This is a genomic window from Vogesella sp. XCS3 (assembly GCF_020616155.1).
Classification (GTDB): domain Bacteria; phylum Pseudomonadota; class Gammaproteobacteria; order Burkholderiales; family Chromobacteriaceae; genus Vogesella.
Window position 1 is genome coordinate 2,885,599 of the sequence record NZ_CP085530.1, and the last position, 18,386, is coordinate 2,903,984.

Annotated in this window: 17 protein-coding genes and 1 pseudogene; 9 read left to right on the forward strand and 9 right to left on the reverse strand. The window is 64.1% G+C overall.

From position 1 onward, the window contains the following. Positions 1–3: 3 nt before the first annotated feature. The 3 genes from phoR (at position 4) to tal (ending at position 2,909) form a co-directional block, all read left to right on the forward strand. Positions 4–1,308, forward strand: a complete 1,305-nt coding sequence (gene phoR, locus LCH97_RS13790; protein ID WP_227302195.1) for a phosphate regulon sensor histidine kinase PhoR — start codon at positions 4–6, stop codon at positions 1,306–1,308. Further along, the gene (locus LCH97_RS13795; RefSeq protein WP_227302196.1) at positions 1,301–1,606 is read left to right on the forward strand and encodes a Dabb family protein; all 306 of its coding nucleotides are present in this window, start codon (positions 1,301–1,303) and stop codon (positions 1,604–1,606) included. The genes phoR and LCH97_RS13795 overlap by 8 nt, the downstream gene beginning before the upstream one ends. 241 nt (positions 1,607–1,847) lie before the next feature. Further along, positions 1,848–2,909, forward strand: coding sequence for a transaldolase (gene tal, locus LCH97_RS13800; protein ID WP_227302197.1), 1,062 nt, complete (start codon positions 1,848–1,850; stop codon positions 2,907–2,909). Positions 2,910–3,354: 445 nt separating this feature from the next. Here the strand turns inward: tal and LCH97_RS13805 are convergent, their stop codons facing one another. After that, on the reverse strand, positions 3,355–4,077 hold the full coding sequence (locus LCH97_RS13805) for an SDR family oxidoreductase (RefSeq protein WP_227302198.1): 723 nt from the start codon (positions 4,075–4,077) through the stop codon (positions 3,355–3,357). A 101-nt stretch (positions 4,078–4,178) separates the two neighbouring features. Here LCH97_RS13805 and LCH97_RS13810 point away from each other — a divergent pair, with 101 nt between their 5' ends. Beyond that, positions 4,179–5,018 (forward strand): LysR family transcriptional regulator, encoded by an 840-nt coding sequence (locus LCH97_RS13810; protein WP_227302199.1) that lies wholly within the window; start codon positions 4,179–4,181, stop codon positions 5,016–5,018. Here LCH97_RS13810 and LCH97_RS13815 read toward each other — a convergent pair. Beyond that, positions 5,015–5,554: a hemerythrin domain-containing protein gene (locus LCH97_RS13815; protein ID WP_227302200.1), complete on the reverse strand. Its 540-nt coding sequence runs from the start codon at positions 5,552–5,554 to the stop codon at positions 5,015–5,017. The genes LCH97_RS13810 and LCH97_RS13815 overlap by 4 nt on opposite strands. A 147-nt stretch (positions 5,555–5,701) precedes the next feature. Here LCH97_RS13815 and LCH97_RS18885 point away from each other — a divergent pair. The 4 genes and pseudogenes from LCH97_RS18885 to LCH97_RS13830 form a co-directional block, all read left to right on the forward strand. Next, positions 5,702–6,088, forward strand: a pseudogene (locus LCH97_RS18885) (GNAT family N-acetyltransferase); the annotation flags it as partial. Between the two features lie 90 nt (positions 6,089–6,178). Continuing rightward, entirely contained in the window at positions 6,179–6,736 is a 558-nt protein-coding gene (ampD, locus tag LCH97_RS18890; protein ID WP_370630736.1) for a 1,6-anhydro-N-acetylmuramyl-L-alanine amidase AmpD, read from the forward strand. A gap of 78 nt (positions 6,737–6,814) precedes the next feature. Next, positions 6,815–7,726 carry a bestrophin family protein gene (locus LCH97_RS13825; RefSeq protein ID WP_227302202.1) on the forward strand — a complete coding sequence of 304 codons (912 nt, stop codon included), beginning with the start codon at positions 6,815–6,817 and terminating at the stop codon, positions 7,724–7,726. 67 nt (positions 7,727–7,793) lie between these two features. Continuing rightward, the gene (locus LCH97_RS13830) at positions 7,794–8,684 is read left to right on the forward strand and encodes a DMT family transporter (protein ID WP_227302203.1); all 891 of its coding nucleotides are present in this window, start codon (positions 7,794–7,796) and stop codon (positions 8,682–8,684) included. Positions 8,685–8,730: 46 nt separating this feature from the next. Here LCH97_RS13830 and kup read toward each other — a convergent pair whose 3' ends face one another. After that, a complete protein-coding gene (gene kup, locus LCH97_RS13835; RefSeq protein ID WP_227302204.1) occupies positions 8,731–10,596 on the reverse strand; it encodes a low affinity potassium transporter Kup in 1,866 nt (621 codons plus the stop codon). Between the two features lie 376 nt (positions 10,597–10,972). On the opposite strand from kup, the gene LCH97_RS13840 reads away from it, so the two are divergent. Continuing rightward, on the forward strand, positions 10,973–11,674 hold the full coding sequence (locus tag LCH97_RS13840; protein WP_227302205.1) for a transporter substrate-binding domain-containing protein: 702 nt from the start codon (positions 10,973–10,975) through the stop codon (positions 11,672–11,674). Here the strand turns inward: LCH97_RS13840 and nagK are convergent. The 6 genes from nagK to LCH97_RS13870 form a co-directional block, all read right to left on the reverse strand. Continuing rightward, positions 11,664–12,590: an N-acetylglucosamine kinase gene (gene nagK / locus LCH97_RS13845; RefSeq protein WP_227302206.1), complete on the reverse strand. Its 927-nt coding sequence runs from the start codon at positions 12,588–12,590 to the stop codon at positions 11,664–11,666. The two genes, LCH97_RS13840 and nagK, sit on opposite strands and share 11 nt — an antisense overlap. A gap of 194 nt (positions 12,591–12,784) precedes the next feature. After that, positions 12,785–13,813: a porin gene (locus LCH97_RS13850; RefSeq protein ID WP_227302207.1), complete on the reverse strand. Its 1,029-nt coding sequence runs from the start codon at positions 13,811–13,813 to the stop codon at positions 12,785–12,787. Between the two features lie 108 nt (positions 13,814–13,921). Then, the gene (locus LCH97_RS13855) at positions 13,922–15,001 is read right to left on the reverse strand and encodes an ABC transporter ATP-binding protein (protein WP_227302208.1); all 1,080 of its coding nucleotides are present in this window, start codon (positions 14,999–15,001) and stop codon (positions 13,922–13,924) included. 20 nt (positions 15,002–15,021) lie between these two features. After that, positions 15,022–16,506 carry a beta-N-acetylhexosaminidase gene (gene nagZ / locus LCH97_RS13860; RefSeq protein ID WP_227302209.1) on the reverse strand — a complete coding sequence of 495 codons (1,485 nt, stop codon included), beginning with the start codon at positions 16,504–16,506 and terminating at the stop codon, positions 15,022–15,024. Next, positions 16,503–17,369, reverse strand: a complete 867-nt coding sequence (locus LCH97_RS13865) for a carbohydrate ABC transporter permease (protein WP_227302210.1) — start codon at positions 17,367–17,369, stop codon at positions 16,503–16,505. The genes nagZ and LCH97_RS13865 overlap by 4 nt, the downstream gene beginning before the upstream one ends. Positions 17,370–17,377: 8 nt before the next feature. After that, a complete protein-coding gene (locus LCH97_RS13870; RefSeq protein ID WP_227302211.1) occupies positions 17,378–18,247 on the reverse strand; it encodes a carbohydrate ABC transporter permease in 870 nt (289 codons plus the stop codon). Positions 18,248–18,386: the final 139 nt, after the last annotated feature.

The window sequence follows — 18,386 nt, forward strand, 5'->3', positions numbered from 1 at the left end:
GTCTTGGCCGAGTTTCTCAAGCGTACGCTGGGCTGGCTGATTGCCATGGTGGTAGTCAGCATGGCCTTTGGCCTGGTGTTTGGCCTGGTCACCGGCCTGGCATTGTTGCTGGGCCTGCTGTTGTTGTGGCTGGCCTTTCACCTGTACCACATTGCCCTGTTGCTGCGCTGGCTGGGCCACCCGGTACCGGGGCGCGTGCCGGACGGTTTTGGCTCCTGGCACGGCATTTTCATGACGCTGTACCGCCAGGCGCGCAAGCAAAAGCAAAGCAAGAAACGCCTGGCCGGCGTGCTGGACCGCTTTGTGAACGCCGGCGAAGCCATGCCGGACGGCGTGGTGGTGCTGGACGAATATGACCACATCGAGTGGATCAACCCGATGGCCGTGGAGCATCTGGGGCTGAACCGCAAAACCGACGTCGGCAGCCAGATACTGAACCTGGTGCGCCAGCCGGCGTTTCACGACTATATGGCTTCGCAAAGCTATAGCCAGCCGCTGATCCTGCATAGCGGCACCAGCAGCGAGCTGGTGCTATCCATCCAGCTGGTGCCGTTCGACACCACGCGCAAGCTATTGCTTTCCCGCGACATTACCCAGCTGGAACGCGTGCAAACCGTGCACCGCGACTTTGTGGCCAACGTATCGCACGAACTGCGTACCCCGCTCACCGTGGTAGGCGGCTTTCTGGAAACCCTGTCCGAAATGCCGCAGGTAGAAGACGCGACCCTGCGCCAGTTTCTGCCCATGATGCTGGAGCAATCGCGCCGCATGCACAGCCTGGTAGAAGACCTGCTGACGCTGTCGCGCATCGAAAACGGCCCGCGCACCATGCTGCAAGACCGCGTACATATGGCCGCGCTGCTGGACACCATGGTGGTAGAGGCAGAAGGCCTGTCGCAAGGCCGCCACCGTATCGTGGTGAAGAACACCTGCCCGCACGACCTGTGGGGCAATGCACAGGAGCTGCACTCGGCCTTTGGCAACCTGGTGTCCAACGCGGTGCGCTATACACCGGAAGGCGGCAGCATCTACCTGCGCTGGACGCAAGACGACGAAGGCCGCGTAGCCTTTACCGTGGCCGATACCGGTATCGGCATCCCGCGCGAGCACCTGCCGCGCCTGACCGAACGCTTCTATCGCGTAGACCGTGGCCGCTCGCGCGGTAATGGTGGCACCGGCCTGGGCCTGGCCATCGTCAAGCACGTGCTGGCGCGCCACCACGCCAAGCTGGATATCCAGAGCGAGCCGGACAAAGGCAGTGTGTTCAGTGTGATCTTCAACGCCGAGCAGGTCGCCCATAATGATTGAACACATCGTGCTGTTCCGCTTTGCCCCCCACGCCAGCCGTGCCGATACCGACGCTGTGCTGGCGGCTTTTGCCGCACTGCCGGCAGCGATCGCGCAGGTACGCGACTTTCGCGCCGGCACCGACATCAGCCCGGAAAATCTGGCCCAGGGCTATACCCACGGCTGGCTGCTACGCTTTGACGACGCCGCCGCGCTGCGCCACTACCTGGCCCACCCGGCGCACCAGGCGTTTGTGGCGCAGGTTCAGCCCTTGCTGGCGCAGGCACTGGTGTTCGATTTTGACAGCGGGCACGCCTGATTTTCTGCATGCGGATGTGCTGTGCTGAGCATTGCTGTCGGGCACGCTTGTGCCATGTCTGGCAGCGTGGCCATGCACTCGTGCCACTGTCTGGCTGACTAAGGGTGATTTGTACCGCCTGGCCGCGTTGTTGCCAGGCGTGTAATGGCTTTGCTACAGCCAGCGGGCAAGGTAGCATGTGCCGTACTACATAAGCGGCGCATCATGTCTGCACCGCCCCACACTTACGAGCAACATGCCCATGAACCGACTACAAGCCATCCGCCCTTTTGGCCAGCGCATCTGGCTGGATAACCTGTCCCGTGAACTGCTGCAAACCGGCGAGCTGGCGCGCCTGCTGGCCGACGACGGCATTGCCGGTGTGACCTCCAACCCGGCCATTTTCCACAAAGCCATCAGCACCGACCCACGCTACCAGGACGAGTTGGCCGCATTGAAAACCGACGCCAGCCTCAGCGCCGAGCAGCGTTACGAAACGCTGGTAATTGCTGACATCCAGGCCGCCTGCGACCTGACCCTGCCGCAGTACCAGGCTACCGCTGGCGACGACGGCTACGTATCGCTGGAGGTTTCCCCGGCGCTGTCGCGCGACGAAGCCGGTACCCTGGCCGCCGCGCGCCGCCTGTGGGCTGCCATTAACCGCCCCAACGCCATGATCAAGATTCCGGCCACGCCGGAAGGTATTGCCGCTTTCGGCCAGCTCACCGCCGAGGGCATCAATGTCAACATCACGCTGCTGTTCTCGCTGCCGCAAGTAGAAGCGGTGTGGGACGCCTACATCGCCGGCCTCTCCGCGCGTCACGCCGCCGGCCAGCCGCTGCGCCACGTCAAGGCCGTGGCCAGCTTCTTCCTGTCGCGCGTGGACAGCCTGCTGGACGCGCAGCTGCCGGCCGAGCTGCAGGGCAAGGCAGCGGTATCGCTGTCCAAGGTGGCCTACCAGCGTTATCTGGCACGCTTCCACGGTGAAGAATTTGCCGTGCTGAAAGCCGCCGGCGCTCGCCCGCAGTTCCTGCTGTGGGCGTCTACCGGCACCAAGAACAAGGCCTATTCCGACGTGCTGTACGTGGAAAGCCTGATCGGCGACGAAACCGTCAACACCGTGCCGGACGCCACGCTGGCGCTGTTCCGCGACCATGGCAACGCCGCCGCCACGCTGGCGCAGGGTGCCGACGAGGCGCGTGCGGTGCTGGCAGCAGCGGCCGCCGCCGGTGTGGATTTCAACGCGGCCGGCGAACAGCTGCAGCGCGACGGCCTGGTGCTGTTCGAAAAAGCCTTTGCCGAGCTGCTGGTATTGACTGCCTGATCGCCAAACAGGCCAATCCAAAAGCGCCCTGCGGGGTAATGCCTGTCAGTTAAGCGAATGTGCTTGGTTTTCACGTAGCAAGACGTGAGTGAAGCGCCCTATCCCGTTGGCGCGAGCCGGTCAAAATGGTGCGCCCCAGGTTTTAAGACGCCGATTTGTTTGAGCCCCGAGCCGTTAGCGAGGGGCGAGTTCGGCGGCGCCTGGGGCGTGCCATTTTGGACGGGGTTTCGAGCAGCCCCGGGTTGCGGGGGAATGAAAAGGGGGCGGCAATCCGCCCCCTTTCCCGTCTGCCGGGCGGAACCGGCATTTAATCATCGTCCGCATAGCGGACACACTAGCGTACTTCAACGCAACAAACCCTAAACAAAAAACGCCAGTCAGCGTTAACTGACTGGCATTAGCCCTGCGGGGCGCTTTTTTATTGTTGCGGCCAACCTTGCCGCGCTCAGGCCGGCTGGTGGGTAGCGGCCAGCACGATCTCGCGGATGCATACGTTTTGCGGCGCTTCGTAGGCGTAGCGGATGGCGTCGGCCACGTCTTCGGCGCGCAGTACCGGGCCCATGGTGCGTTTCCATGCTTCGTAGCCTTCGCGGATGCTGGCGCTGGTGGTGTGGCCCAGCAGCTCGGTTTCCACCGCGCCGGGGGCGATGGTGATTACCCGCACGTTATGGCTGCTCACTTCTTCGCGCAGGTTTTCGCTGATGGCGTGTACGGCAAACTTGCTGCCGCAATAAGCCACGTGGTCGGGGAAGGTCTTGCGCCCGGCGATGGAGCTGACGTTGATGATGGTGCCGTGGCGGCGCGCCAGCATGCCGGCCAGCACGGCGTGGATACCGTTGAGCACGCCGCGCACGTTCACGTCCAGCATGCGCTGCCATTCGGCCGGGTCCTGTTCGTGCATGCGTCCTAGCAGCATCACGCCGGCGTTGTTCACCAGCGCGTCGGCCGCGCCGTATAGCGCCTCGGCCTCGGCTACCGCGGCGTTCAGCGCGGCGGCATCGGTGACGTCTACCTGGCGGCACAGCGCCTGTGGCAGCGCCAGCGCTTGCAGGCGTTCGATGCGGCGTGCCAGCAGCAGCAGCGGGTGGCCCAGGGCGGACAGCTGGCGGGCGGTGGCCTCGCCTATGCCGGAGCTGGCGCCGGTAATAATGATCAGGGGTTTGCGCATGATAGGGTGCCTTTCATGTGATGATTCGATGGCTGCTAGTCTATGGCACCCTTTTGGGCGCGAAAAATGATAAATTTCGCTGTCAATCATCGAGAAAATCTATGGATACGCGTCAGCTCAAGGCTTTTATCGCCGTGTTCGAAGAGCGCAACATCACCCGCGCCGCTGCGCGGCTGCACCTGACCCAGCCTACGCTGTCGGTGACCATCCGCCAGTTGGAGGACGAGCTGGGTACGCCGCTATTCGGGCGCGAGGCGCGCGGGGTGATCGTAAGCGACGCCGCGCGCCGGCTATACCCGCAGGCGCAGCAGTTGCTGGCGCAAATGACGCAGCTGAAGGCGCAGTTTGCCGCGCCGCAGGGCTGTTTGCCGCTAGCGTTGGGGGTAGAGGCCGACCTGGGGGCGGCGCAGCGTGTAGCCTTGCTGGCGCATTGCCGTCAGGCGCTGCCGCAGCTGCTGTTGCAGGTGTTGCCCGGCTGTAGCGGCGAGCTGCGGCTGGCCAGCGAAGAGCTGCGCTGCGAGGACGAGCTGTTCCTGCCCTTGTGGGAAGAGACCTTCGTGCTGGCTTTGCCGCAGGCCGCTGCCGAGGCGGGTGGCATTACCCGCTTGCAGGCGATGGCGCTGGACTGGGTGGTGTGCCCGTCGCATCCGTCGCACCAGCGTCTGCTGGCGTGGCTGGATGGGGGCGGCACGGCGCTGGCCAGCGCGCATCAGGCCGGGAGCCTGGCGCTGGCACGCGATATGGTACAGGCCGGGCTGGGCGTGGCCTTGCTGCCGCCTGGCCTGTTGTTGCCGGGCATGGGCTGGCAGCCGCTGCAGGGGGCGGCGCCGTCGCGCCGCGTGGGGCTGTGTTATGCGGCCAACGTGGCCAGCCAGCCGGCAGTGGCAGCCTTGCTGCACAGCCTGCAGGGTTGGCCGCAGGCGGCGGGCAGGGTGGTTTAGGCCGCCGGTTTCAGCGTGCGGCGTGCGGCCATGCGCTGGCCGGCGTCGGCCAGCTCTTTGTCGTTGATCAGCGCGGCCGCGGTGGGGAACAGCCACTGTTCTTCGCGCGAGGCGTGTTCGCGGTACAGGCGGGCAAACTCGTGTACTTCTTCGGCGCTGATGTCGTCCAGCGCGGCGGCGTTGTAGGCCAGCAGGTCATCGCGGATGGCGTTCCAGCGCGAATGCAGGTAGCCGTGCTCGCCCAGCAGCTGCTCGATCTTGGGCGTCGCGTCCGGCTGGCGTGCCAGAATCAGCGGAAACAGCTCGTCTTCCTCGTCCTGATGGTGCGCCGGGCCGGCCAGGTCGAAGTAGCGCACGATGCCGGCAATGGTATTGATCACCGCCTGGTTGCGGCCATGCTCGGCAATATAGGCTGGCAGCGCGTCCAGCTGGTCGCAAAAGCGGCGCACCTTGTCGTGGCAGGCGTACAGCATGTCCAGCGGTTCGTCGAACGAGGGGGCGGCTGCCGAGGCAGTCAGGGCGTCTAGGCTAAGCATGGCCATCTCCTGGGTAAGGGTTGTGGGCAGTATGGGTGGCTTTGCTGCATTTGCACATGATGTTGCTCAAGCGCCTGCCAGATAGGGCACTCGCGGCAGGCCGCCAGCATGCGGTAAAGTGACGCACCCCTGTTGCCGGAGCACGCCATGCCTGTGCCGTTTTGCGTATCCCCCCTGCCGCACGATGCGGCCAACCTGGCCGCTGCACTGGCGCTGCACGACGCTGCCCACGCGCTGGAAGTAGGCTGGCTGGACGGCTACCGGCTGCCACGGCTGTGGCGCAGCGCAGACGACATCAAGACCAGCCCCTTGCAGATTCTGGCGGCGTGGGACGAGGTCGGTACCCTGTGCGGTTTGCTGACCCTGGGGCGCTACAAGGATGGCCGCGCCGAAATTGCCCGCACGCTGGTGCACCCGCAAAGGCTGGGCGAGGGCTGGGCCGGCCGCCTGCTAAGCTTCGCGCTACAGCACGAACAGGGCGCCACAGTCATGACGGCTGCGGCCAACCGTGCGGCGGTGCGCTGTTACCAGAAGGCCGGCTTTGTAGAAAGCAAACGCTTTGCCGCGCCGGACGGCCTGCCGCTGCTGCGCCTGTCGTGGGCGAGGGACGACAGCCCGCTGCCGCTGAGCCTGGGCGACGACGGCTGGGTGAGCGAGGCGCAGCGCATCCCGTCGCCCAACTGCGACGACTACCCGGCGCCGGCCGCTACGCCCTTGCTGGTGGTGCACAATATCAGCCTGCCACCGTACCGTTACGGCGGCAGCGGCGTGGCCGAGCTGTTTACCAATACGCTGGACCCCGCCGCGCACCCGTTTTACGCCGAGATTGCGCACTTGCGCGTGTCCTGCCACTTTTTCATCCGCCGCGACGGCAGCCTGTTGCAGTTTGTGCCGGTGCACCGCCGCGCCTGGCACGCCGGTGCCTCGCAGTGGCAGGGGCGCGAGCGCTGTAATGACTTTGCCCTGGGGGTGGAGCTGGAAGGCTGCGATTTCGAGCCCTTCGCCCCCGCCCAGTACCGTACCCTCACCGCGCTGGCGCAGCTGCTGCAGCAGCGTTGCGGCGTGCAGGCCATTAGCGGCCACGAGCACATCGCGCCAGGGCGCAAGACCGACCCCGGGCCGTATTTCGACTGGCTGCGGCTATCTGCCGCGCTGGGCCGCAGCCTGCCAGACCCGGCCTGACGGGGCTGCCCCGCATTGCCAGCCAGGGGCTGCCTTCTTATGATGGTGGCCTTGCCTACCTGCTGGTCTGTTTCCCCCATGATTGTTCTTCCCCGCTATAACTGGCTGCGCCTGCTGTTTGTCTGGCACGGCTCGGTGTTGCCACGCATCGTGTCGCGGCTGGCCATCGTGTTTTCGCTGTCGCTGTTATCGGCAGTGCTGGATGGCTGGTGGCTGAGCCAGCACGCCGACTCGGCGCTGAACGTCAGCATCTTTACGCTGATGGGCGTGTCGCTGGCCATCTTTCTGGGCTTTCGCAACTCGGCCAGTTACGAGCGCTTCTGGGAGGCGCGCAAGTTGTGGGGCGGCCTGCTGATTGTGAGCCGCTCGCTCACCGGCAAGCTGCAGCCGGTAGCCGCGCCACAGGTGCGGCCCATGCTGTACGCCGTCTGTGCGCTGACCTATGCGCTGAAAGGCCAGCTGCGCGACGACGATACCCACCCGCACCTGGTGCGCCTGCTACCGGCGGACCTGGCCGAGCAGCTGCGTAGCGGCCGCAACATCCCGGCGCGACTATTGGCCTGGCTGCACGCGCAAAACCACCAGCTGCTGCGCGACGGTCACCTCACCGAACAGCAGTGGCTGTCGGTAGACCGCAACCTGGACACGCTGGGCGAGGTGGTGGGCGGCTGTGAACGCATCCGCAATACGCCGATTCCGTTTACCTACCGCGTGCTGCTGAACCGCACCGTGACCGGCTACTGTCTGTTGCTGCCGCTGGGCCTGGTCACCACCATCGGCTGGCTCACGCCCATCATCGCCGTGTTCATTGCCTATACCTATCTGGCGCTGGACAGCCTGGGCGACGAGCTGGAAGAGCCGTTCGGCAAGGAAGGCAACGACTTGCCGCTGTCGGCGCTGTGTTACGGCATCGAGCAGTCGGTGCGCGACATGCTGGGCGAGGCCATGCCGGTCGAGCCGCCGCCACGGCAGGGCATTTACCAGTTCTAGCAATAATCGGGTTGCCGTGCCTGCGGCCAACCCGCATGCTGGCGCCTCGTCTACACAGGGGTTTGCCATGGCACTGCCTTCGCTGCTTCGTCTGATTCTGCTGGCTGCCATCTGGGGCAGCAGCTTTTTGTTCATGCGCGTGCTGTCGCCGGTGCTGGGGGCCTTGCCGGTGGCAACGGGGCGCGTGGCCTTTGCCAGCCTGGGTTTGTGGCTGCTGTTGCGCTGGTGGCGCTTGGCTATTCCCGCCGGCCCGCGCTGGCGTGCGGCGCTGTGGCTGGGCGTGATCAGCTCGGCTGTGCCTTTCCTGATGTATTCGCTGGCCGCGCGGGTGCTGCCTGCCGGCTACAGCGCCATGTTCAACGCCACCACGCCGCTGATGGCGGTGGTGGTGGGCGGGCTGGCGTTTGGCGAGCGTCTGGCCCCGGCGCGGCTGGCCGGGCTGATGCTGGGCCTGGCTGGCGTGGCGGTGCTGTTGCAGACCGGCCCGGTAGCGTTGACGCCGGTGGTGCTGCTGGGTGGGGACATGTGTTTGCTGGCTACCACCTGTTATGCCTTGTCCGGCTACCTGACCCGGCGCTGGATCAGCGAGCAGGGCGGCATGGACAGCCGCCTGGTGGCGCTGGGCAGCCAGCTGGGCGCCACGGCGGCCTTGTTGCCGCTGTTCCTGCTGAGCCTCGCCTGGCAGCCTTTGCCGCTGGGGGTGCTGGATGCCGGCCACTGGCTGGCCTGGCTGGCGCTGGGCCTGCTGTGTACCGCCGCGGCCTATGTGCTGTACTTCCGCCTGATCGCCGACGAAGGCCCGCTAAAGGCCATGAGCGTGACCTTTGTGATTCCGGTGTTCGGTGTGTTGTGGGGCGTGTTGTTCCTGCACGAAACGCTCAGCCGCGCGCACCTGGCCGGTGGCGTGCTGATCGCGCTGGCGCTGTGGCTGGTGGTGCGCCAGCCGGCCAGGCAATAAAAAAAGGTTGGCCGCGGCCAACCTTTTTGTTTGTGCTGCGCAGGTTTTACAGCTCGACCTGGGCGCCCATCTCCACCACGCGGTTGGACGGAATCTGGAAGAAGTCGGTGGCGCGCAGCGCGTTGCGGCTCATCCACACGAACAGCTTTTCACGCCACGGTGCCAGGCCGTCGCGGTCGGTCTGGATCAGCGTCTCGCGCGACAGGAAGAACGAGGTGTCCATCAGCTCGAACTGCATGCCCTGTGTTTCGCACAGGTCCAGCACCTCTTGCACGCTAGGCGTTTCCTTGAAGCCGTAGTAGGCCATCACGCGCCAGAAGCTATTGGACAGGCGTTCGATCTCGATACGCTTTTCTGTTTCGATATAAGGCACTTCCTCGCTGCGTATCGTCATCAGCACGATGCGCTCGTGCAGCACCTTGTTGTGCTTCAGGTTGTGCAGCAGCGCGTGCGGTACGCCGTGGGTGGAGTTGGTCAGGAACACGGCGGTGCCCTGTACGCGGTCAGGCGAGTACGATTCCATGTTCTCGATAAAACCATCCAGCGGGATGGCCATCTCGTTCAGGCGGCTCATCAGCAGCTTGCGGCCCTGGCGCCAGGTGCTCATCAGGATGAAGGCGATGACACCGATCAGCAGCGGCAGCCAGCCACCGGCAAAAATCTTCACCACGTTGGCCGCAAACAGCGGGATATCCACGCACAGCAGGGCTACCAGCAGCGGTGCCACCACCCATACCGGCCATTTCCACTGTTTCAGCGCCACGGTGCAGGCCAGGATGGAGGTAATCACCATGGTGCCGGTCACGGCAATACCGTAGGCGCCGGCCAGCGCGCTGGAGGTCTGGAACATCACCACCACGGCAATCACGGCAAACAGCAGGCCCCAGTTCACCAGCGGAATGTAAATCTGGCCGATTTCCTTGTCCGAGGTGTGGGTGATCTCCATGCGCGGCAAGAAGCCCAGCTGTACTGCCTGGCGGGTCAGCGAGAACACGCCGGAAATCACGGCTTGCGACGCAATGACCGTGGCAGCGGTAGACAGGATCACCATGGGCAGCAATGCCCACTGCGGCGCCAGGTGGAAGAAAGGGTTGGCGCGCGCGGCCGGGTCGGCCAGGATTTCGGCACCCTGGCCGAAGTAGTTCAGCATCAGCGCGGGCAGCACATAAAAGAACCACGCCAGGCGGATGGGTTTGGGGCCGAAATGGCCCATGTCGGCGTATAGCGCCTCGGCACCGGTTAGCGCCAGCACCACCGAGCCCAGCGCCAGAAAGCCTACCGCCTGGTGTTCCAGCATGAAGGCGATGCCCCAGGCCGGGTTCAGCGCGGACAACACCGCCGGGTTACCCAGGATGCCATGCACGCCCAGCGCAGCCAGGGCAGCAAACCACAGCATCATCACCGGGCCAAACAGCTTGCCCACGCTGGCGGTACCGTGTTTCTGGATGACAAACAGCCCCACCAGCACCGCAATGGCGATAGGCAGTACGTAAGGCTTGAAGCTGGGGGTAATCACCTCCAGGCCTTCCAGCGCCGACAGCACCGATACCGCCGGGGTAATCACCACTTCGCCATAGAAAAAGCCGCCGCCCATCAGGCCCAGGGCAGCCAGCAGCCAGCCTTTGCTGCCGATCGCGCGCCGTGCCAGCGCCATCAGGGTAAGGATGCCGCCTTCGCCACGGTTATCGGCACGCAGCACGAAGGCCAGGTATTTGAGCGAGACCACCAGAATCAGCCCCCACACGATCAGGGACAGGATGCCCAGCACGTTGGCTTCGTTTGGCAGCAGCCCCAGGTGCGGGCTGAAACACTCTTTCAGGGTATAGAGCGGGCTGGTGCCGATGTCGCCATAGACCACGCCCAGGGCGGCCAGGGTAATGCCCGCCATTGCTTGTTTGTTATGCGCTTGCATGATGCTTTGTATTGTTGTTTGAGGGTTTTGCACAGCTGTTTTGCTGCATTGCAAAAGTAAGGCACAGGTGAGCGCGCAGATTACTCCGCTGGCGGCCAAAAGACCATGCGGCCAACCCGGCCTGTGCTGCTTTATGCGTATCGTGTAGATGCTTTGCCACAATTGTGCGCAGGTGTGGCTTTTGTGTCGGCCACGGCAAGGCAGGCGTGACATTTGTCGCGGCAAATCGAATATTTCGATAAATTAACTTGCATATATGCCGGCATTTTTTTAGCGTCATCTTAATGAATGGCTATGGGCAGTAAGGTACTGGCCAGATTGACACAAACCCTGTGCGCTAGCGAGTGCCGCGATGAATCGTCATGAAAGGGCTGTAATGAAACGATGGCTGCTGTGGCTGGCGGTGGGCTGCGCTCCTGCTCTTGCACTGGCCGCCACGCCGCTGCACTTGCTGACCCAGGCGCAAGACCCTTACGCGGTACAGCTTGCTAGCGGGGCGCAAGCCGGCCTGGCGGTAGAGGCGGTGCGCTGTGCACTGGATAGCCTGGCCCTCCCTGCCAAAGTACAGTTTGTGGCGTGGGCGCGAGCACAGCGGCGAGTGGAAAGTGGCGAGGCCGATGGCTACTTTCCGGCGTCGCGCAATCCGCAACGCGATAGCCTGTCGCAGTGGTTTGGCCCGGTAGCACCGCAGCAATGGCGCTGGTACTTGCGCCGTGACAGCCGCATGGACCCGCTGGCGCCAGGCTTTCGCGAGTACGCCCGCGTGGGCGCGTATGCCGGCTCCAATATGCTGGCCTGGCTGCAGGCACAGCATTATCAGGTGACCGTGTCGCCGCCGGAGCACGACCAGATGCTGGATGTGCTGCTGGCCGGGCGTGCCGATGCGGTGCTGGCGGCCGACCTGGCCATGGACAAACTGGTGGCGCAGCGTGGTGCGGCAAACCGGGTGCGCTCGGTGCTGGCGCAAGACAAGCCGCTGGGCCTGTACCTGTCGCACCGTTTTCTGGCGCAACAGCCGCCTGCTTTTGCCGCCAGGCTACAGCAGGCGCTGGCCAGTTGCCGGCCGGCTACGCCGTAGTGCCGGCGTGGCTGCCCAGTGGCAAAAAGGCGGCACCGCGTACACCGCCCGCGTCGCCATGGCGGGCTTTTTCTATGCGCGGTACACGGGCGAATTTCAGCATATAGCGCGGCAGGCGTTTGGGCAGCTCGCGGTACAGCTCGTCAAAATTGGATAAGCCGCCGCCCAGTACGATCAGCTCCGGGTCCAGTATGGCCAGGTAGCCGGCAAAGCAGCAGGCGGTCAGCTCGAAGAATTGCTCGACAAACACCACGGTAGACGGGTGGCCTTCGCGGTAGCGCTGGATGATGTCCTGAGCGGCGAGCCTTTCGCTAAAACGGTGGAAGAACAGCTGCTCGAAGCCGCGGCCGGACAGGTAGTTATCGATGCAGCCACGTTGGCCGCAGCCGCAGGCAAATACCGGCAAGTCGCCGCCAAACGCCTGCAGGGCATCGATAGGCAGGCGCATATGGCCCAGCTCGCCTGCCACGTGGTTCAGGCCGTTGTGGATCTGGCCGCGGAAAATCATGCCGGACCCTACGCCGGTACCCAGAATGATGCCCAGTACCGAAGCCACGCCATGGTTGGCCGCGTCCATGGCCTCGGAGAGCGCAAAGCAGTTGGCGTCGTTATCAATATGGACCGCCCGGCCCAGGCGCTCTTGCAGGTCTTCCCGCAGGCGGCGGCCATTGGCTGCCGGCACGTTGGCCGCCAGCAGGCTGCCGCTGATGCTGTCGATAATGCCGGGAATACCCAGGCCGACGCTGCCCTGGCTGCCCAGTGCGCTATCGGCTTGCTGTACGGTATGGCACAGCTCGTCCAGCAGGCTGGCGTAATCTTTGGGGGTGGCAAAGCGGTGCTGGCGTACGCGCCGTAGCGAGGCGTCGAATGCGCCGAACTCTATCTTGGTACCGCCGATGTCAAATCCATAAAGCATGGTGAAGTCAGTCTTGGCTAGGAGGCCTGGCGTGCCTGCGGTTGGTGTCTGGGAGGCGGAGCAAAAAAGTGCCGTTGCCCGTAAAGGCAACGGCCAAGCTCTGCATGACCTCTCCAGAGGTTGGCAAGGTAGGATTCTACCTCACCTGCCCTGAAAAACCGGGCTTGCGCCCGGGTACTACCATTCGGTTTGGTTTAGAAACCGATCCACACGCCAGTCAGGAACTGGTTGGTGTCTTTTGCGCCGCTGGCTTTCGGGGCTACCTTGGTCAGACGGGCGTACCACTCGGCGCCACCGCCGATATCACGGCCGTACTGCACGGCGAAGCGGCTGTAGTCGTCAGCCACGCCGGTGTTGTTCTGGTTCATGTAGGCAGCCTTGATGTAGCCGGCTTTGCCCATGGTGTAAGTCAGGCCCAGCGAGGTTTCGCTACCCTTGTTGGTTTGCTTGCCGGCTTTTTCCTGTTTGTAGGATTGCACCATGGCGCGCAGGGTCAGGTCGTCGCTTACGCCTACCGAGGCGGCCAGGTATTGCTGGCTGTTTTCGGTGTCGTTAGTCACGGTGGTGGTGGTGCTAACCACGCCTGTGGTCAGGTCGGCCTTGGTGGTGCTGGTTTTGGTGGCTGGCTTGCCGCCCAGTACACCGGCGTAAATAGTGGCTTTGCCCAGTGCCAGGGTACCGGCCAGGTCGTATACGCTGTCTTTGTTGTGCTTCTCGTTACCCCAGCCGTGCTGTGCGCTGAAGCTGAAGTTGCCCAGTGCCGGCGACTGGTAGCTCAGGGTGTTCGGCAGGTACACCTTGCTGGTGACTTTACCGGCACCGCCTTCGGCCACAGGCCAGAAGCCGACTTGGCCAAATGGCCAGTCCAGGGTCAGGTAGCTGTTGATGAAGGCACGGCCGGCCTTCACGGTACCGAAATCACCAGACAGCGATACATACGCTTCGCGGCTGCCGATACCTACCTTGTTTTCTACCGTTTCGCCAGTGGCGATTTTTTGCGAGATGCGTGCGCCCAGCTTGTTACCGCCGGCGATTTCTTTGCTGGCGTCGATGTTCAGCAGCAGGGCACGATCCAGCTCGCTGCTGGTGGTCTTGCCGTTATCGGTCACGATGTAGTTGGCTTCTGCCGAGCCGCTCAGTTTGAACACATCGGTCCAGCCATCGGCAAAAGCCGGGGTAGAGGCGAGCGAGGCGATGATCAGTGCCAGGGTTTTGCGTTGCATTTGGTGTTCTCCGTTGGTCGTGTTGACGTTTTCGCCCATGCCTATGTCATTTAAATGGGGCGTGACACGGCATTTCTCTGTTGAGCGTGGTTTTTCGCCCGTTAAAAACTAGTGTTGGCTGTGGCGTATGGCCTGGCCGTCCGGGCCAAACAAATGGCACTGGGCGGTATCGATGGCCAGCCAGGCGCGGCTGCCGCTGGCCGGGGCCGGGCTGTCGCTGGCCAGCTTGATGGCCAGTGGCTCGCTTTGGCCCGCCGCGCGGGCGTAGACGATCTGCACATCGCCCAGGTGCTCGACCAGCTCTACCGTTACCGGTACGCCGTGGTCGGCAAAGCGCAGGTGCTCGGCGCGAATGCCTAGCGTCAGCTCGCCCTCGGCGCGGGCGCCAGGCAGGGAAAGCAGCTCGCCACCGGGCAGCTGAATGCTGGTGTTTTGGCCGAAGATACTGGCACTTACCGGCAGGAAGTTCATTTTGGGGCTGCCCAGGAAGCCCGCCACAAACAGGTTGGCCGGGTGCTGGTACAGCTCCAGCGGGGTGCCGACCTGTTCGATGCGGCCGGCGTTGAACACGGCGATGCGGTCGCCCATGGTCATGGCCTCTACCTGGTCGTGCGTCACATAGATCATGGTGCTGCCCAGGTCCTGGTGCAGGCGGGTCAGCTCGATGCGCATCTGCACGCGCAGCGCGGCGTCCAGGTTGGACAGCGGTTCGTCGAACAGGAACACATCCGGCTTGCGTACGATGGCGCGGCCGATGGCCACGCGCTGGCGCTGGCCGCCGGACAGCGCTTTGGGTTTGCGCTCCAGCAGGTGGCCGATCTGCAGGATGTCGGACGCGCGGGTGACGGCATCATCGATGTCCTTTTTGCTTTTGCCGGCCAGCTTCAGGCCGAAAGCCATGTTCTCGCGCACGGTCATGTGCGGGTACAGCGCGTAGCTCTGGAACACCATGGCCACGCCGCGTTTGGCGGGAGGCACGTCGTTGGCCAGCGTGTCGCCGATCCACACCTCACCTTCGCTGATGTCTTCCAGGCCGGCGATCATGCGCATCATGGTGGACTTGCCACAGCCGGACGGGCCGACAAACACCATGAATTCGCCGTCGCGGATGTCCAGGTCCACGCCGTGGATCACGGTAGGGCCTTCGTCGTAGGTTTTCTTGATTTGCTTCAGTTTCAGTTCAGCCATGTTCTTTTCCTTGGTGCGGCTCAGGCCAGGCGGGCCGGCATGCGGCCGGTGGCGTCCAGCGTGCCCTGCAGCCAGTCGCTGACGGCGTGCAGTGCTGCATCGGCAAAGCCGTAGGTCAGCAGGGCGGGGGCGTTCAGGTCGGCGGCGGCGTAGGGGTTCCACAGCGCCAGGTGCAGGTCGGGCTGCCAGCTGGCGGCCTCGCGCGCGCCGTAGCGTTCGCGGGTGGTGGAGGCCAGCACGGTGTAGCGGCCATCCTGCGGCAGCGTGGCCCAGTCCAGCGCCTGGCGGCTGGCAAAGGTCACCACGTCCAGCTCGAAGTGCTGGCGCAGCACGCTAATCAGGGTGTCGGCCGACAGGCCGGCTTCGGATACGCCGTCGGACGGCGCCTGCTGCTGCAAGACCAGGCGCAGCTGGCGCGAGGTTGGCCGCAGCGGCTGGCCGTGGGCGGTGAGGGCGCGGCGCCAGGCGCTGGCAAACAGCGCCACGTCGGCGGCTTCCTGTGCCGGGCTGTAGTCGCGGGTGCGGCTGGGGTGACGGGCCACCAGGGCGTTGACGCGCTGCTCGGCCTCGGCCAGGCGCTCGCTGCTCAGGCTGCCGTCGTGGACGGCGTGTTCCAGCGCCTGGCGGCTGGCGACCATTTCATCGACAAACTGCAGCACCAGCGACAGGTCGGCGCCAGCGCGCAGCGCTTGTGCCGTACCGGCGGCCTGGCCCCAGCGTTCGCGGATGGCTTTCATGTTCATGCCGTCGGTAATGGCCACGCCCTGGTAGCCCCATTGCTGGCGCAGCAGGGTGCCGAGGATGGCCGGCGACAGTGTGGCCGGCCACGCTTCGTCCAGCTGCGGGAACAGGATGTGCGCGCTCATCAGCGAGGCGCTGTGTGGCAGCAGGGCGCGGAACGGCGCCAGCTCGTAGTCGTCCAGCGCGGCGCGGCTCTTGTCTACCACCGGCAGGTCCAGGTGCGAGTCGGTATGGGTATCGCCGTGGCCGGGGAAGTGCTTCACACAGCAGGCAATGTTTTCCTGCTGGTGGCCGCGCATCCAGGCGGCGGCCAACCTTACGGCGCTTTCCGGGTGCTCGCCAAAGCTGCGCTCGCCGATTACCGGGTTTTGCGGGTTGTTGTTCAGATCCAGTACCGGGCCGTAGTTCAGGTTGATGCCCAGCGAGGCCAGGCCACGCGCCAGCGCGGCGCCTACGTCGTGCGCCAGCTGCTCGTCGCCCACCGCGCCCAGCGCCATGGCCGACGGTGCTTGCGGCAGGAACAGCGTGCGCATCACGGCGCCGCCTTCCTGGTCGATGCCGATCAGCACGTCGTCGCCGCAGGCTTCGCGCAGCTGGGCAACCAGCGCACGGGTCTGGGCTGCGTCCTGCACGTTGCGGCGGAACAGGCAGATGGCGCGGATATGGTTATCACGCAGGAAAGTCTTTTCTGTGTCGGTCAGGGCGGTGCCGGCGACATCTACCATCAGGGCACGGCCGGCCAGGCGGCTCAGGTCTTGGCTCATTTCACAGCTCCATCAAAGCCACGCAGGAAGTAGCGCTGGGTAAACAGGAACACAATCAGGATGGGCAGCACGGTGAGCACCGCACCGGCGGCCACCACGCGAATCTTGAAGCTGAAGGCACCGGACAGGTACAGCACGCCCACCGACAGCGGGAACTTGTCCGGGCTGGCCATCACGATGGACGGCCAGATGTACTGGTTCCACGCCGCCACCAGGGTCAGGATGGTCAACGCGGCCAGCGCCGGGCGCGCCAGCGGCAGCATGATGTGCCAGAAGATCTGCCATTCGGTGGCACCGTCCACGCGGGCGGCGTCCACCAGGTCGTTCGGTACCGCCTCGAAGGCCTGCTTCATCAGGAAGATGCCCACCGCGCCAGCCAGGCCCGGCAGCACTACGCCGGTATAGGTATCGCCCATGCCCAGCTTGGACACGGTGATGAAGTTCACCAGGAAGTTCACCTCCGACGGCAGGATCATGGTGGCCAGAATGGCGCCAAACACGATATTGCGGCCCGGGAACTGCATGCGCGCCAGCGGGTAGGCCGCCATGCTGCACACAATCAGCGTGCCGGCCACGGTCAGCACCGAGATGATGATGGAGTTCTTGTAGAACGCGATCACATCAATGGTCTTGAACACTTCGATGAAGTTGTCCAGGCCCGGGTTTTCCGGCCACATGCGCGGCGGGTAGGTAAACACGTCGCCGCTGGTAGACAGCGCCGTTACCAGCGTCCACCAGAACGGGTACACGGTAATCACCGCCAGCAGGGTCAGCACCAGGTAGTGCAGCGTGCGGTTGGCCAGCTTGTTCATATTGATTTTCTTTGCCGTGGCAGCCCGCGGCAGGGTCAGGGTCTTTTCCATGGCTGGCCTCATTTCTTGCGCGGTTGCAGGTAGCGGAAGTTCAGCCAGGCCAGCGCCACGCAGAACACGGACATCACCAGGCTGGCAGCCAGCGCACGGCCAAAGTTCAGCGACTTGATACCGAACTCGTAGGCGTAGAACAGCGCGGTATAGGTAGACTGCATCGGGCCGCCCTTGGTCATGATCTGCACTTCTTCAAAGCACTTCACTGCGGCCAACATGGACATCACCGAGCACAGCAGGATGGTGGGCATCAGCAGCGGCACGGTGATCTTCCAGAAGCGCTGCCAGGCGTTGGCACCGTCCAGCACCGCTGCTTCGTACACGTCTTGCGGCACGCTTTGCAGGCCGGCCAGGTACAGCACCATGTACCAGCCCAGGCCGCGCCAGATGGTGACGAACATCACGGCAAACAGCGCGATGCGGTCGTCGCTGAGCCAGCCGATAGGCTCGTTGATCACGTGCAGCCAGCGCAGCACCGAGTTCAGCGCGCCGTCGTCGGTGTACATGAAGTTCCAGATCACGCCGATCACCGACACCGTGGTGACTACCGGCAGGTAGTAGGCCGCGCGGTAAAACTTGATGCCGGGCAGCTGGTTGTTCACCAGCACCGCCAGCAGAATGGCCAGCACCTGGATGGCAGGCACCACCAGCAGGTACAGCGCCGAGTTTTTCAGCGAGCTGATGAACAGCTCGTCGGCGAACAGCTCGCGAAAGTTATCCAGACCGACCCACACCGGGGCGTCGATCAGGTTGTATTGCGTAAACGCCAGGTAGGAACCGAACCCTACCGGCCAGAAAGAAAACGCCAGTAACAGCAGCAGCGCCGGGGCGAGAAACAGCCAGGCCTGCAGTGTGTTTTTCTTGGAAGCACTCATACTCACCGCACTTTGCAAACTTGATCCAATACCCGTTGGCCGCAGGCAAAGCCTGGCCACCCCTGCCAGCGCCAGGGGCGCAGGCAGGGCGGGGGCGTGGTGCTGCTACCGGGGTAGCAGCCCGACGGTCACACGGGCA

Bases quoted from the DNA above. Each gene is read 5' to 3' on its own strand.
- LCH97_RS13795 (WP_227302196.1), top strand. From the start codon at position 1,301: ATGATTGAACACATCGTGCTGTTCCGCTTTGCCCCCCACGCCAGCCGT.
- tal (WP_227302197.1), top strand. From the start codon at position 1,848: ATGAACCGACTACAAGCCATCCGCCCTTTTGGCCAGCGCATCTGGCTG.
- LCH97_RS13805 (WP_227302198.1), bottom strand. From the start codon at position 4,077: ATGCGCAAACCCCTGATCATTATTACCGGCGCCAGCTCCGGCATAGGC.
- LCH97_RS13810 (WP_227302199.1), top strand. From the start codon at position 4,179: ATGGATACGCGTCAGCTCAAGGCTTTTATCGCCGTGTTCGAAGAGCGC.
- LCH97_RS13815 (WP_227302200.1), bottom strand. From the start codon at position 5,554: ATGCTTAGCCTAGACGCCCTGACTGCCTCGGCAGCCGCCCCCTCGTTC.
- LCH97_RS13825 (WP_227302202.1), top strand. From the start codon at position 6,815: ATGATTGTTCTTCCCCGCTATAACTGGCTGCGCCTGCTGTTTGTCTGG.
- LCH97_RS13830 (WP_227302203.1), top strand. From the start codon at position 7,794: ATGGCACTGCCTTCGCTGCTTCGTCTGATTCTGCTGGCTGCCATCTGG.
- kup (WP_227302204.1), bottom strand. From the start codon at position 10,596: ATGCAAGCGCATAACAAACAAGCAATGGCGGGCATTACCCTGGCCGCC.
- LCH97_RS13840 (WP_227302205.1), top strand. From the start codon at position 10,973: ATGAAACGATGGCTGCTGTGGCTGGCGGTGGGCTGCGCTCCTGCTCTT.
- nagK (WP_227302206.1), bottom strand. From the start codon at position 12,590: ATGCTTTATGGATTTGACATCGGCGGTACCAAGATAGAGTTCGGCGCA.
- LCH97_RS13850 (WP_227302207.1), bottom strand. From the start codon at position 13,813: ATGCAACGCAAAACCCTGGCACTGATCATCGCCTCGCTCGCCTCTACC.
- LCH97_RS13855 (WP_227302208.1), bottom strand. From the start codon at position 15,001: ATGGCTGAACTGAAACTGAAGCAAATCAAGAAAACCTACGACGAAGGC.
- nagZ (WP_227302209.1), bottom strand. From the start codon at position 16,506: ATGAGCCAAGACCTGAGCCGCCTGGCCGGCCGTGCCCTGATGGTAGAT.
- LCH97_RS13865 (WP_227302210.1), bottom strand. From the start codon at position 17,369: ATGGAAAAGACCCTGACCCTGCCGCGGGCTGCCACGGCAAAGAAAATC.
- LCH97_RS13870 (WP_227302211.1), bottom strand. From the start codon at position 18,247: ATGAGTGCTTCCAAGAAAAACACACTGCAGGCCTGGCTGTTTCTCGCC.